This is a genomic window from Flammeovirga sp. OC4, from assembly GCF_000812565.1.
In the GTDB taxonomy this organism is placed as follows: Bacteria; Bacteroidota; Bacteroidia; order Cytophagales; family Flammeovirgaceae; genus Flammeovirga.
Window position 1 is genome coordinate 56,338 of record NZ_JTAM01000023.1, and the last position, 13,151, is coordinate 69,488.

At 29.5% G+C, this 13,151-nt stretch carries 13 protein-coding genes; 1 reads left to right on the forward strand and 12 read right to left on the reverse strand.

The features are described from left to right. Window positions 1–4: 4 nt before the first annotated feature. The 4 genes from PL77_RS14885 to PL77_RS31780 form a co-directional block, all read right to left on the reverse strand. Complete coding sequence (locus PL77_RS14885; RefSeq protein WP_044206831.1) at window positions 5–3,040, reverse strand: efflux RND transporter permease subunit; 3,036 nt, start codon at window positions 3,038–3,040, stop codon at window positions 5–7. Then, a complete protein-coding gene (locus PL77_RS14890; protein WP_172665868.1) occupies window positions 3,037–4,107 on the reverse strand; it encodes an efflux RND transporter periplasmic adaptor subunit in 1,071 nt (356 codons plus the stop codon). Before PL77_RS14890 ends, PL77_RS14885 begins: the two co-directional genes overlap by 4 nt. Next, the gene (locus tag PL77_RS14895; RefSeq protein ID WP_044206835.1) at window positions 4,079–5,161 is read right to left on the reverse strand and encodes a DUF4221 family protein; all 1,083 of its coding nucleotides are present in this window, start codon (window positions 5,159–5,161) and stop codon (window positions 4,079–4,081) included. The genes PL77_RS14890 and PL77_RS14895 overlap by 29 nt, the downstream gene beginning before the upstream one ends. Window positions 5,162–5,392: 231 nt before the next feature. After that, a complete protein-coding gene (locus PL77_RS31780; RefSeq protein WP_156152376.1) occupies window positions 5,393–5,563 on the reverse strand; it encodes a hypothetical protein in 171 nt (56 codons plus the stop codon). 864 nt (window positions 5,564–6,427) lie between these two features. Between PL77_RS31780 and PL77_RS30650 the strand changes: the two genes are divergently transcribed. After that, entirely contained in the window at window positions 6,428–8,266 is a 1,839-nt protein-coding gene (locus PL77_RS30650; protein WP_052444445.1) for a caspase family protein, read from the forward strand. A 62-nt stretch (window positions 8,267–8,328) separates the two neighbouring features. Here the strand turns inward: PL77_RS30650 and PL77_RS14905 are convergent, their stop codons facing one another. The 8 genes from PL77_RS14905 to PL77_RS14935 all read right to left on the reverse strand — a co-directional run bounded on the left by PL77_RS14905 (window position 8,329) and on the right by PL77_RS14935 (window position 13,007). Further along, window positions 8,329–8,661, reverse strand: a complete 333-nt coding sequence (locus PL77_RS14905) for a hypothetical protein (protein ID WP_044206836.1) — start codon at window positions 8,659–8,661, stop codon at window positions 8,329–8,331. Window positions 8,662–8,727: 66 nt separating this feature from the next. Next, window positions 8,728–9,111 carry a hypothetical protein gene (locus PL77_RS14910; RefSeq protein WP_044206839.1) on the reverse strand — a complete coding sequence of 128 codons (384 nt, stop codon included), beginning with the start codon at window positions 9,109–9,111 and terminating at the stop codon, window positions 8,728–8,730. 72 nt (window positions 9,112–9,183) lie between these two features. After that, window positions 9,184–9,438: a hypothetical protein gene (locus PL77_RS14915; RefSeq protein WP_044206841.1), complete on the reverse strand. Its 255-nt coding sequence runs from the start codon at window positions 9,436–9,438 to the stop codon at window positions 9,184–9,186. Between the two features lie 183 nt (window positions 9,439–9,621). Further along, the gene (locus tag PL77_RS14920; protein WP_044206844.1) at window positions 9,622–9,840 is read right to left on the reverse strand and encodes a hypothetical protein; all 219 of its coding nucleotides are present in this window, start codon (window positions 9,838–9,840) and stop codon (window positions 9,622–9,624) included. Window positions 9,841–10,100: 260 nt separating this feature from the next. After that, on the reverse strand, window positions 10,101–11,231 hold the full coding sequence (locus PL77_RS14925) for a HEPN domain-containing protein (protein WP_044206847.1): 1,131 nt from the start codon (window positions 11,229–11,231) through the stop codon (window positions 10,101–10,103). 41 nt (window positions 11,232–11,272) lie between these two features. After that, window positions 11,273–11,959 carry a hypothetical protein gene (locus tag PL77_RS14930; RefSeq protein WP_044206850.1) on the reverse strand — a complete coding sequence of 229 codons (687 nt, stop codon included), beginning with the start codon at window positions 11,957–11,959 and terminating at the stop codon, window positions 11,273–11,275. 315 nt (window positions 11,960–12,274) lie between these two features. After that, a complete protein-coding gene (locus PL77_RS31520; protein ID WP_371199225.1) occupies window positions 12,275–12,430 on the reverse strand; it encodes a PD-(D/E)XK nuclease family transposase in 156 nt (51 codons plus the stop codon). Between the two features lie 130 nt (window positions 12,431–12,560). Beyond that, complete coding sequence (locus tag PL77_RS14935; RefSeq protein ID WP_216595906.1) at window positions 12,561–13,007, reverse strand: N-acetyltransferase; 447 nt, start codon at window positions 13,005–13,007, stop codon at window positions 12,561–12,563. Window positions 13,008–13,151: the final 144 nt, after the last annotated feature.

Sequence of the window (13,151 nt, forward strand, 5' to 3'; positions counted from 1 at the left end):
TTCCTTACTTTTTATTGATAAACAATATTATCAAGGGTACAAAAAATAAGGCTGTTAGTGTACCAAAACCAACCCCGCCAATAATTGATATTGCCATAGGCTTTTGTAGATCAGACCCAATACTATCACTAAATAAAATAGGTATAACCGCTAACATTGTTGTGAGTGATGTCATCAGAATAGGCTTTAATCTGACCATACTAGCTTGATATACTATTTGCTCTAACGGTAAAGTTGAATTTTCCTTTTTGAGTCTGTTGACTGTATCCATCTTCAGAATTGCATCATTTACCATAATTCCCAACATCACTACAATTCCAATCATTGAGATAATATTTAGTGATTGTTGGAATAGCAATAAAAGTATTAAACTACCTGAAATACCTATTGGAAGTGTCACTACGATTATTAGAGGTTGAGTGATTGATTCAAAATGAGCAGATAATATCATATATAAAACCAGAATAGATAGAATTGCAATAAAAAGGACATTATTAAGCTGTTCATTTATTTGAAAAAACTTTCCTTCTTTCGTTACATTCATAGTAGTATTAAGTGCTTCAACATCAATATCATTATGAAAATGATCTTCTGTTAGAATAAAATCATGATAAATACCCAACTCATCTGCTTTTATATTTTTATAGCTTTCATATTTCTCTACTTCCACTACTTCAGAAAGTGGTATTCTATGTTGTTTTCCATCTATTGCGATATAATTGTTATATAAGATATTTGTCAATCGAGTGCTACTTTTTTCCTTTACTACTACATCAATAATCTCTGTATAATTATTAATTTTAGTTGTTTTTATTCCGTTTAAAATAACCTCTAATTGCTGTTTAATATCAGATAAGTTTAGATGATAATAATTCAGTTTGCTTTCATTGATCTTTAATTTAATTTTCGTTTCAGCAATTGATCCATTTCCTGCGATAAAGAAAGGGTTTAATTGCAGAAGTTTATTTTTCAAAGTATTTAATTTCTCCATCTTTAACGGAATCTGACTGTTAGTATTCCTGAATAATAGCTTATAATAATCCTCTTTTATAATTGATATCAATTGATTTAAAGGATCGTCTGATTCTGTAAACTTATAGGAAGCATTTGGAAATCGTTCTTTAAAAATGGCGTCAAATAGTTGAATAAACTTTCCCTTCCCATCAAATGTATTAAAATTAAGATAAGAGTTTACAGTTTGTAGGTCTTTCACCCCATGATCAAGTTTGTATTGACTAACACCAATATCAGTAGACGAATAAAAAACAATCCCTTCTTTTTTAATACTGTCGATTAGTTTTTCATATCTAATTTTCGAATCAGGTAAATCAATTTTATCATTCCATTTAATAATTAAGTTTATGTCTTTTTTTGAAAGATCAGGCAATATTTTTTTATCAAGAAAATAAACTGAAGAAACACCTAACACTGTTATTAAAACAGTTAAAGCTATTAAATTTTTGGGGTATGAAGTGACAAGATGATGCCCTACCTTATACCTTGAAGCTATCTTATTAAAAACAGTGCTCTCAATAGCTTTGTAAGAAGGTTTATTATACTTCCAAAGAGTAAAATAAAGTAATGGTACTATAATGATAGAAGTTATAAGAGAGCAAAATAAGGTAGCACCAACAGCTATACAATGCTCTAAAAATAATTCGCTGACAATACCATTTATCATAATAATTGGCAAGTAAATACACATAGTAGTCAGCGTAGAACTAATAAGTGCAGGTATTACTTCTTTAGTTCCTTTTATACAAGATTCCTTTAAATCATTTATCGAAGAGCTCTTAAATTGATTATATTTCAATGTAATGTTATCTATCAAGATAATAGCATTATCGATGATCATACCAACACCGAGTGCTAAACCACCAAGAGAAATAATATTAATAGATAAATGAAAGATATTGAAAATCGTAAATGATGTAATTATGGAAATCGGAACACAAAATCCCATAATTAGAGGTATAAATAAGTTGTTATTAAATAGCAGTAAAATTGTAACAGAAATGATTCCACCTAAGAGTATTGACATCACTAAATTATCAATACTACTTCTAATTAATGGGTATTGATTTTTTGAGATTTGAAAAGATAAATCTGGGTAGTCATTTCTAAATTGATTGATTAATGCTAATATTTCATCATGGACTATATTAAAACGGGCATTATTTTGTTTATGTATATTAAATACTATCGACCTTTCAAGATTAAATAAATGCAGTCCCTCCTTTTTTTGTGAAGTTTCCTCTATCGTAGCAATGTCTTTCAATCTAATAATATTAAAGCCATTATTACTAATTATAATCTGTCTCAAACCCTCTATGTCATATAAATCGAGTTGATCTACATGTGCTTTAAAAAGTAAATTATTTTCTTTGACAAAAAAGTACCCTAATTCAAGGTTTACATTTTTTATTTTTTGCAATACTATATTAATATCAATGCCATGAACATCAAGTAGATCTCTATCAATATTTACTGTAATTTGTTTTTCATCTATCCCATTAAAGTCAACCATTGAAACACCTTTTACCGTCTCAATTCTTTTTTTCAAGATAACTTTAGCTAGTTGACTAAAATGATTATAATTTATAGCTGTATTTGGTATAACCTGTAAAGTCATAATAGGTAAATCTGATGTACTACTTTGTATTACAACAGGCCTCTCCACATCTTCTGGCAGTAAATTTCTTAATTGGTCTATTCTTTCATTTACCTCAATAAAAGAGTAAACCATATCAGTACCATGATTAAAATACAATTCAAGTTGTCCACTTTCAAAATAAGCCTCAGATTCAACCTTCGTTACATTATCTATATGTTTAAGATTCTCTCTTAATTTTCTTAACACTTGGTTTTCAATTGTGATAGGAGAAGCATAATCATATTTGATTTTGACAGTCAACTTAGGAATATCTATATCAGGTAATAATGAGATAGAAAGGCTAATACACGATACATAACCAATAGAAAGAAATAATATTATTATCATCAGCATTGCTATTGGTCTTTCAAGAATAGTTTTGATCATTCGATAATAACATTTTCCCCTTCAAACAAACTATTTACATTAGAGATTAAGACAGTATCACCTTCATTCAACCCAGTATTAATAGCAACCTCTTCTCCATTTGTAGGACCTTTTACTACATCCGTCCATTTTGCTTTCCCATTCACATAAGTAAAAATTACATCTCTATTATTTCTTTTAGATAATGCCTCTGCAGGTACAACAATCGCTTCTGTTAATTGAATAAAAATGTTGATTTTCACATCAATATTAGATAACAAAGATGTATTACTATCTGTAATAATTAGTCTGACATCAATTAAACCTTGTTCATCGACTCTTTTATCAACTTGAATAACTTTTGCATTATAAATCTCATCATCACTTAAGACCCTAACTTCAGCTTTTTGCCCCTCTTGAACATTTTTATATTCATATGCAGGAAGCTTTGTATCCACATACAGTTTTGAGAGGTCACTAACGGTACAAAATTTATTATTCATTGTTGTAAACTCTCCCTCATGAGTTGTGATGTCTGAAATATAACCATCACAAGGTGCTATAATTTTCTTTTTCTGCAGTCTGGATAATGACATCTTCAAATTCAGTTCAGCTAGATTAACACCAGTTCTTACTTTTAGTTTTTCATAAATTGTAGAATCAAAAGAGGGTTGTTCATATAAACCATACTTTATTACTTCTGTATTAAGTAAGTCTAACTTTGATTCTAAAAAAGCCTTTTTTTCTTCTACATCTAACGTATTATCAATATCATCCAGAGATGCTAATAAAGTACCTTTCTTTACAAATGATGAATTTGTAACATGAATAGATTTGATAATTCCAAAGTCTTGAAAAGGCAGAAAAAATTCATTTAGAGGCTTTATTTTCCCTATTGATGTACATTTTCTATATAAACTCTTAGTGTTTACAATGACATAACTGGAAGTATTTCTGACTCTTTTAAAATCAGAAATACTTCCAGTTTTAACCTTCACTTTTTGTTCTTCTTTACATGAAAAAAGAAATAAAAATGCGACAAACAGAAAATGTTTTTTATTAGAAATGAAATGAAACAAATTCACCATATTCTTCATTGTTACTTAAAAAATCAACTCTATCTTCACAAGGGAAAAGGAAAGTTGGTTTAACATATTCAGGTATATCAACAGTTTCTAATAAATTAAAAGACTTATCGTACACTAACAATTCAGACCTTCTATTATAAATGTCTTCATCGTCCTCTGTTTCTAATAAATGTACTCTATAATATTTATTATTTTTCTCATTAAAATAGATTGGTAAATAGTACTCATTTCTCATCCATTTATGATCTCTATCCCTCGGGTCTTCTTCTATTTTATTTCGAGAAACAAATGATGATTCTTTCTGTAGGTTCTTATAACTATTATTTTCCATTGAATAAACAAAGCAGTCATTAGTAAATGGAAAACTGATGATAACATTTTGTCCAGCTGTAGTTAAATAAGGATTAGAAACGGCAGACCAATCATCCCAAAAACCTTCATAGTTGTAAGGATACTTAAAATCTAGAATTGCCCCCTCTTTCTTATCTACATCATAATAAGCTAAAAAATTTCCTTTATAAGGAATACCTCTTAATGTTTCAGTACCCGTTTTAGGTCTGATTGGAAAGATTGCTCTATCATTATGATAATCAAATACTCCTTTCGAAGATATTCCTCCATAATTGAACATTGCACCAAAGTGTTGTACCGAATAGTTATTTACATCTAAGGATGTTTTTTTATAAAACTCATCAATGTTATATGTTTCTATATACTCTTCAGTATTGATATTGAAAAGTCCAACAAAGTTATGATTTAGTCTAAAAACAATTGAATCATTAATTACACTTGTCAGTAGGTTAAGATATAAATCTCTTTTATCATCAATTAAGGTACCTAAGTCTTTTTTATGTTCTCCAATTATTTGATATGTATGTCCACCCATTGCATCAAAAATCAAAAAATCACCTCCCTTTATGGATTGAATATTTGAATAGTATGATGCGTCACTTTGCATGTTAGAAGAAGGTGTAAAGTGATTTTTAGAGTCTTTATCAGAAGAAGAATTACAAGCCAGAAGAAAGCTTAATAAAATATATAATGTGTTTTTCATTAGGAGTTAATCACGGATTTGATAATTATATAAGTATAGCAAACTTATTTATTATCAGTTACACCATTAAAATTAGGCATTTTTTTATTGAACTACTTCTCTTTAGAACTTATCATAAAAATTAATTACACTCATAAATTCCATATTGGTTAGCCAAAAGTCACCCCTAGTTAAAATGTTTACCTGTTTAAGTTTGCTATACACCTGTTAGTTTTTTACACTATTGATTAATTAACAATCTAACCAAGTTACTTCCCATGATCCACCGCCACCGCAGTTACGATCTACATCATTATAAAATGCTTCTTCAGTTCCATGACATTTATAATAATGACCATGACACGCGAATACAGAAGTAATACTTAAAGCCGTTAGTAATGTTGAAATTAATAAAGTTTTCATGTTAATTAAATTGTTTAAATAGATTGAAAATATTTAGTGCAATTACACTCAATGTAAAAAAATAGAATTAACCAGAAGCTAACTGAAATTTGTAATATGAATTACAAATTAACATTAGAATATTTACCAGATATTATGTAATCACAAATCAAAAAAATTAATACATCTTGAGATACTTTGTAACATACTAAATCTAAAAATACAATCTTATTAATTTCTAACTGATAGAATTTAATAAGACTCTTCTACCCATTAGGCATAACCAATGAGCGTTTATAATTCTAAACACCTATTAGATTCCTTTTTTATAAAATGCCACCACATAGATTAGTTAACGAAAGTAAATACAAAAAACACCATACATGTAACACTCTGAATTACAGAAATAAAAAACAGAAAAATATTTTCAAAAAAAGTAGAAAAAATAATATAACCCAACCTTTGTGAAAGTTTTGTAGGAGTATCTAAAAGGATAGGTTGATTATACTGTTGGCAAAACTGATATTTCTTATTGTTCTGATTTTTTTGACCTGTCCTTTTGAACATCCATAACATCCACTATTTGCGACTATCACCTTTATTTTCTTCTATATTTTTTATAATTGTTTTTGAGGTGTGTTTTTTGAAATCTCTTAAAATATCAGATAGTGTAGCGTTAAGAGGCAGCATCTATCATTTGATTTAAAAATGAACCTTATTAATAAGGAGTTAACTCTTAATAACTAATCTTAAATTAATAGGTTATAAAAAATCACCCTTACTTACTATTTCAATTATGCGTGTATCCTAGTTAATATGCTCTATGAAAAATTCCTGATATTTAATCTTATGATTATATTTGTGTTTCATATTTTTTTATATAAAATGAAACCAATTAAATTTTTTCTTTATTTTTTTATTACCCTCACATTCCCACTTCTAGCACAAGAAAACAGAGGTTTAAATCTAAAAAATTATTCAACTAAAGGCACCTTAGATAGCGGCAAACAATATGCACTGATTATGGGAGGAAATAACTATGATTCTCCCCATTGGCCTACTCTGAAAAATGCAGAAAACGATGCAAAAGCAGTCTCGAAGATATTATCGGATGATTATAATATGGAATGTACATTATTATTATCTCCTACTAAAAGTGAATTTGAAAGTAAGTTATATGCTTATCATGACCTTCTAAAACCAGAAGATCAACTGCTCGTTTATATTGCAGGACATGGCGATTTTGATGGGAAATACAAAAAAGATGGCTTTATCGTTTTTAAGGATTCTAAAGAAAATGATATTCCCCGTAACTCATATTTGGGGTATAAAAGTTTCAAAGGGTCTTTAGATGCACTCCCTGCAAAGGATATAGGATTGATATTGGATATTTGCTTTGGTGGAACTTTCAATGAGGATTTAATTTCTACTCCAACTAGAGGAAATCATTTATCAGAAGTAGAACAAAATGTAGAGAGGTATATACAAAAGCAATCGAATAAAAGATCTAGAGTTTATTTGACATCAGGAGCAAAAGAAGTTGTTTCAGATGGGAAAGCGGGTCATTATTCTCCGTTTTGTTATTTGTTTTTAGAAATTTTAGAGCAAAATATACTAGGAAACACCACTCCCTTGACCTTATCTCAGGTGTGTAATCATATTATGGGTAAAACTAGAAATGAGCCTATTTATGGCCATTTTGGGTTAGATGATCCTGGTAGTGTATTTTTTATCGGTGGTGTCAATAAAAAATACACCAGCCTAGAAGAGACTCTAAGTGAGTTTGAGCAACTAAAAAAACAAGCGATTTTAGGAGACCAAAAAGCACAATATCGCCTAGGGAATATTTATTCAAAAGGTAAAGAAGTGACTCAAGATTATAAAGAGGCATTAAAGTGGTATCGATTATCTGCTGAACAGGGATATCCTATAGCTCAATGGAACTTAAGTTATATGTATCAAAAAGGGCAAGGAGTAAGTCAAGATTATAAGGAGGCAGTAAAGTGGTGTCGATTATCTGCTGAACAAGGTTTTTCTACTGCTCAAACTAATTTAGGCTCTATGTATCAATTTGGGCAAGGAGTAAGTCAAGATTATAAGGAGGCAGTAAAGTGGTATCGATTATCTGCTAATCAAGGGGTAGACAATTCTCAATATATGATAGGTTTTATGTATAAACATGGATATGGTGTACTTAAAGATTACAATGAAGCTGTTAAGTGGTATCGATTATCTGCAGAACAAGGATATCGTATGGCTCAATATGACTTAGGCAATATGTATCATCAAGGGCAAGGAGTAACTCAAGATTATAAAGAGGCTCTAAAGTGGTACCGGTTATCTGCTGAGCAAGGATATCATAGGGCTCAATATGACTTAGGCAATATGTATCAACAAGGGATAGGTATTTCAAAAGATTATTATGAAGCTGTTAAGTTGTTTAAGCTATCTGCTGAACAAGGAAATGCTTATGGACAATATAGTCTTGGTTTTATGTATCATAATGGATATGGTGTTCCCAAAGATTATAATGAAGCTATTAAGTGGTATCGATTATCCGCTGAACAAGGAAATACTTATGGACAATATGGTCTTGGTTTTATGTATGAATATGGACAAGGTGTTCCTAAAAATTACAATGAAGCCATTAGATTATATAAAAAAGCTTATAAAAATGGCAATGAGCATGCTGGTGAAGCACTTAAAAGGTTAGATCAACTTTAAGGTAAGGTATCTCCAATTTCTTCTAACTTTTTTACATGAAGTTTGTGATAAGTATTTTCTCATCAAAGAAGAGTTTTACTGTTTTCAATACAATCATCAATTAGCATTCTAAACAAATCAGTAGCTGTAATCCCCTTTCTTTCGGCGATTTTTACAAATTTAGTGTGTTTGTCCTGTATAATTTTTGCCGTTATACTCTTATAAGAGTTATGATTCTTTTCTGCCTTTTTAAGAAATGAAAGGTCTATTTTTCTGAAATAAGCCAAATTCACCATGTTTGAATTGGCCTTTCTAAAATCATTCAGGTATTCATATTTCCTTGCTTCCTCAAGGATCTGTTCGTCAGTATATTTTTTCTTTCTAGTGTTCTTTTTGAAGTTATTTTCATTGTTCATTAGTAGGTAGCATTTATGTTATGAAATTTGGGATCAATTTATAAGTTTTGCAAATTCGTAATACTTTTAACTTTCAATCCTCAATACTTTTTTGACCACTTTTTTCAAGCGTTTGTTCTTCTGATTTTCTAGTTTCTCCTCTTCTTTTATTCGGTTTTCCTTTTCCAATTTTGCTCTCATTTCGGGAGTAATACCTGTATATTTGATTGAATTTTTATAGTATTGATCCCATCGAGCAACCAGGATCATTTTGTAGATGAAACTATCTTTTGGAAAATCAGAAAAAGTCTGTGCGAACTTGATTCCAATCAGACGTTCTTGGTGGGGTTTATAGTTGCTTTCTAAATAAAATTTCCAAAAATCATCCCATCCTTCTAGTTCCTTGCTGTATTTTTCAAAATACTTCTCGCAAAAATGCGCTGCTCTGGTGTGAGCTTGTCGTTGCGACATGGTTTGCAAATCATTGAAAGCAATTGAATATAGAGTTCTGGCTCTTTTAGAATTGACTTTATATCGTAATTCCTAGAAATCAGCAAGCAGGTATTTTTTGTCATAATCTCCCCTATCCTGATACATTGAGTTGATCAGTTTTCCCAAGTCCGAGGCTTCAAATTCCTCAAGGCTTTTCTCTTCCAATTGCATAACCACACGTTGCCCTTTTCCTGTCAGCGTCAAGAAAAGTCCTTTGTTATTGGGTTTCGATTTTACCGTGGCAGATCTCACTTCAAAATTTAGAGCTTTCATCTGCTTGGAGGTGATAGGGAGTTTATTTTCCATGCCTTCAAGTTATATAAGTTTTGCGATTTTGCAAAACTTATATATTAGTACAAAAAAAATTAATCCTTGTCTTCAATTCGTGTGTGTCAACTAAGAAGTCTATTTCCTCTTGTTTTAAATTATCTATGTTTGTTATGAGTAACCATGAAAACATATTACAAGGTTATAGTCTATCGTTACTTATTATTTAATTCCATTCAAATTTCTCATTATTCTGATAGACTTTTTTGCTTTTTCTGATGCATTTTCTACTATCCATTTCTCCAACGTAGGGTAATTTGATTTTCCATCTTTTGATGCAAAAAGACCAATACCTCTTAATCTCTCTAAAGCAGCTTCAGGCGTTTTTTCCATATTATTCGCAATGGACTTAACTTCTGCTAATGTTTTTTGTTTATACATATTTTTAAAAATTCAGGTTTTATACAAAAAGAACTACTTTAATTTTAAACCTTAACCCATTGTTCAAGTATCGTGTTGCTTTGGTGATCAAGTAAGCAATTCTTGAAGATGCGATCTCACCTATGAGTTTATAGGTTAAATTTGCATCACTTCGTCCTCTATAGTACATCTCGTCAGAGGCTTAACTTACTCTCCGGGTAAATGTAGCTATTCCACATTTCTCAGTTTAACATATAGCATGTTATATGATAAATTATATCTTATTCACCTATTCCATTTGGTAATAGATTGAAAATCATCTCATGGTTAATTTTTTCATTTTGCTTACTATGATAAAAGTTGTTTTGTATATAGAAATAAAATATGTAAGTGATAATATTTTTTAGTTCAAAAAATAATGACGCCACCTCTCTTCCTTTTTTATCAGAATAACTATTTAGGTTATAATGGTTGTTACCGTGAACAATTTCGTTTCTCCTATCAAAACATTTTTTTATTTTTTCCCGAATGCTTTTACTTGTTCTTATATTTTTACTTAAAATCATTGGTATCGTAAGGGTCACAAAATCATTCGATACATTCTTTCCAAAAAAACTTTCGAGTGTAAATACCATTTTAATGAAATTCGTTGAAGTTACATTATTACCTTTTAATGCATCCAAAAAGAAGTGTATTGAGGGTATATTTTTGTGCCAAAATAAAGAAGTTGTGTCCATTAATTTTAATAAATTATCATTATTCCCTTCATATAAAATGTAATGAGATAACAAATCAATTTTGTCACTTTTGTACAGTTGTTTATTATTTTCTGATACAACTGTAAAACCAATAAGCTCTGGCTTATCAGCAAAACTAAATTGGTAATCATGAGTTAAAAAATTGAGATGTAAATTGAACATAAAGAATTGTATAAACTCTGATATTACAGATTTTATTTTTAATAGTTCGATATGGAAATCCATATCATCATCACCCATTCTCTCAAATACTTTATCAATGTCTTTTTCGTCCTCATATGAAAGTGTGTCCTTAACTTTATTTGACGACTCAAAATCAACATCTACAACTGCTAATTTATTAGCTTCTGAGATACCTGATAATAAAATTTTTGAGGATTCAATTTTATGCAAGTCAATATATTTATTGAGAACTTCTTCATAGTTATGAAAGTTTGAGTAGGGAGCATGTTCTGTATGAATATGTATCTTTATTGAATTAATTTTTTCTATGTCTTCCCTTTTAAAACTTTCAGTATATTCTATTCTATATGGTGCTTTATTCCATATTTCATTTTCAATAAAAATTTTCAGATATTTTGTTAAATCAAAAGTAAGGTTCAATCTTTCTGTTGATGCTAAATTGAGATGAGTAAACCAGTAAATCTTTTTCATTTTATGTGTTATTTTGTTAAATACATAGGTTGTATAAATATCTATTTATTTTCAACTGATTTATTATATTCTGCTCTAAATTTATTAATGCTATCAATTAAAGATTGAAGATATTCCGAGCTCGAGCTATTATTATTATCATAATAATAACCTTGTTTTACTGTTCTATTGAAATTATCAATCTTTTTATTAAGGTTTTCAAAGGAGTCAAAATCTTCAAAGTATATAAACTTCTCATTAAAGATTTTTTGAAGTTTAATACTATCATCAAATACATTTTTATATTCTTGTGCTATATGACGTTGTTCTTTGGATTTGTAGTTATCATATTTATTAAATTTTGTATCTTTTGCGTAAATTATATCTGAAAGGTGATATTTTTCATGATTAATTCTTTGAGCCATTTTTGATAAATCCGTGAGGTATCTATCGATTAAAACTTGATTCTTCTTTAATTCTATATGCTTTTCCTTTTGTGCTTTTAACTTTTTCTTTGCCTCTTCATTATGTTCTTTTTTCTCAATATTTCTCACTCCTAAGTTGTATATAAAATAAGCTAAGATAGAATTAACGAATAAAGAGACTATAGCAATAATGTCTGACGTAGAAAATACCGGTTTTTTCTGTCCAATAATTTCAACCAATTTCTTATTGATTTCCTTTTGTTCTTGCAGTAGGTCTAAAACAAGTGATAAAGAGTCTGTTTGAATTAAGTCAAGTAACACCATTTTGCATTTTAGTTTATAGATTGAAGCATCAGTTTATTTGTCCTACAAAGTTCTGAAAAAAATACTCCAACTAAACTAAATAAGTCACAACTTTTCTTTGATTTTCATATATTTTATAATTCGCATAAGCAGATTATTGAAGTAAACATCTTATAATTATGTGTATTATTCAGTATATACTCTAAGTATAGAATATGCAGAACTTCAAATTTATTGTCGCTGAGTAGATCGTGATTGGAAACTTTGATGGTCATGATCGCATCAAATAGTCGGCGTTGAGGTTTTGGTTTCCGAATCGGTTTTTCTCTTCAGTATCTAGATCTTATCTTCGTCTGGTAATATCGAGTTCAAAAAATCAATGAGAATATCTTTATTGGTTTCTTCTCCAAATTTTTTCTTAAATCCGAAATTAGTTAATGGATCGATAAAATGTTGAGTATATATAAATTGTTGTTCGCTTTTGGGATAAATATAGTGATTTTTTGGTTTGGATGAGGGGGATTAAAACCTCCCACAAGTGTTTTAGGTTTGTGGGGGTTAGGGTTTTAATATGATAAATTTAAAAACTTTTTAACCTAGAAGTTTTTACCATCCTTAAGATTTAGAGTTTCTTGACCAAACAGTAAGTAGTATGCCCTTTGGGGTAATCTTTCAATTCTCCATATACCTCATACCCTTGTTTCTCATAAAATGGCTTTGCTTGAAAACTTAATGTTTCAGTACGCATATATTCAAAGCCTTTATCCATAGCAAATTGCTCTGCAGCAGACATCAGCTTACTCCCCACTCCTTTACCACGAGCTTCTTCAGAAAGCCAAAGTAATTCAATGATACAATAATTCCAGAATGCACATGCTCTTATTCCACCTAACACTTTACCATTATCATCCTTTACAAAAACAGCAAACTTGGTATCTTTTTCAAAGACAACTTCATCTAGAATATAGTTTTGATTATAGCTTTCTATGCCTTTGCTGATGGTTTTTAAATCTTCTTTACTTGGTTCTGAGGTTACTTCTATTCTCATTTTAGCTGTTATGTTGGTCATTAATTATCTTTTTATTTTAATGATTAAGATGACCTTGGATTATCATTTAATCAAAACGCTCAAATATAGCATAAAATTCGATTCATAAGTTTTTGAAAGATTGACATCAACTAAAAACCTTTAAAATGGATATATTTACATTAG

Excerpts from the sequence above, each read along its gene's own strand:
- PL77_RS14885 (WP_044206831.1), bottom strand. The coding sequence starts at position 3,040 with ATGATCAAAACTATTCTTGAAAGACCAATAGCAATGCTGATGATAATA.
- PL77_RS14890 (WP_172665868.1), bottom strand. The coding sequence starts at position 4,107 with ATGGTGAATTTGTTTCATTTCATTTCTAATAAAAAACATTTTCTGTTT.
- PL77_RS14895 (WP_044206835.1), bottom strand. The coding sequence starts at position 5,161 with ATGAAAAACACATTATATATTTTATTAAGCTTTCTTCTGGCTTGTAAT.
- PL77_RS31780 (WP_156152376.1), bottom strand. The coding sequence starts at position 5,563 with ATGAAAACTTTATTAATTTCAACATTACTAACGGCTTTAAGTATTACT.
- PL77_RS30650 (WP_052444445.1), top strand. The coding sequence starts at position 6,428 with ATGAAACCAATTAAATTTTTTCTTTATTTTTTTATTACCCTCACATTC.
- PL77_RS14905 (WP_044206836.1), bottom strand. The coding sequence starts at position 8,661 with ATGAACAATGAAAATAACTTCAAAAAGAACACTAGAAAGAAAAAATAT.
- PL77_RS14910 (WP_044206839.1), bottom strand. The coding sequence starts at position 9,111 with ATGTCGCAACGACAAGCTCACACCAGAGCAGCGCATTTTTGCGAGAAG.
- PL77_RS14915 (WP_044206841.1), bottom strand. The coding sequence starts at position 9,438 with ATGGAAAATAAACTCCCTATCACCTCCAAGCAGATGAAAGCTCTAAAT.
- PL77_RS14920 (WP_044206844.1), bottom strand. The coding sequence starts at position 9,840 with ATGTATAAACAAAAAACATTAGCAGAAGTTAAGTCCATTGCGAATAAT.
- PL77_RS14925 (WP_044206847.1), bottom strand. The coding sequence starts at position 11,231 with ATGAAAAAGATTTACTGGTTTACTCATCTCAATTTAGCATCAACAGAA.
- PL77_RS14930 (WP_044206850.1), bottom strand. The coding sequence starts at position 11,959 with ATGGTGTTACTTGACTTAATTCAAACAGACTCTTTATCACTTGTTTTA.
- PL77_RS14935 (WP_216595906.1), bottom strand. The coding sequence starts at position 13,007 with ATGACCAACATAACAGCTAAAATGAGAATAGAAGTAACCTCAGAACCA.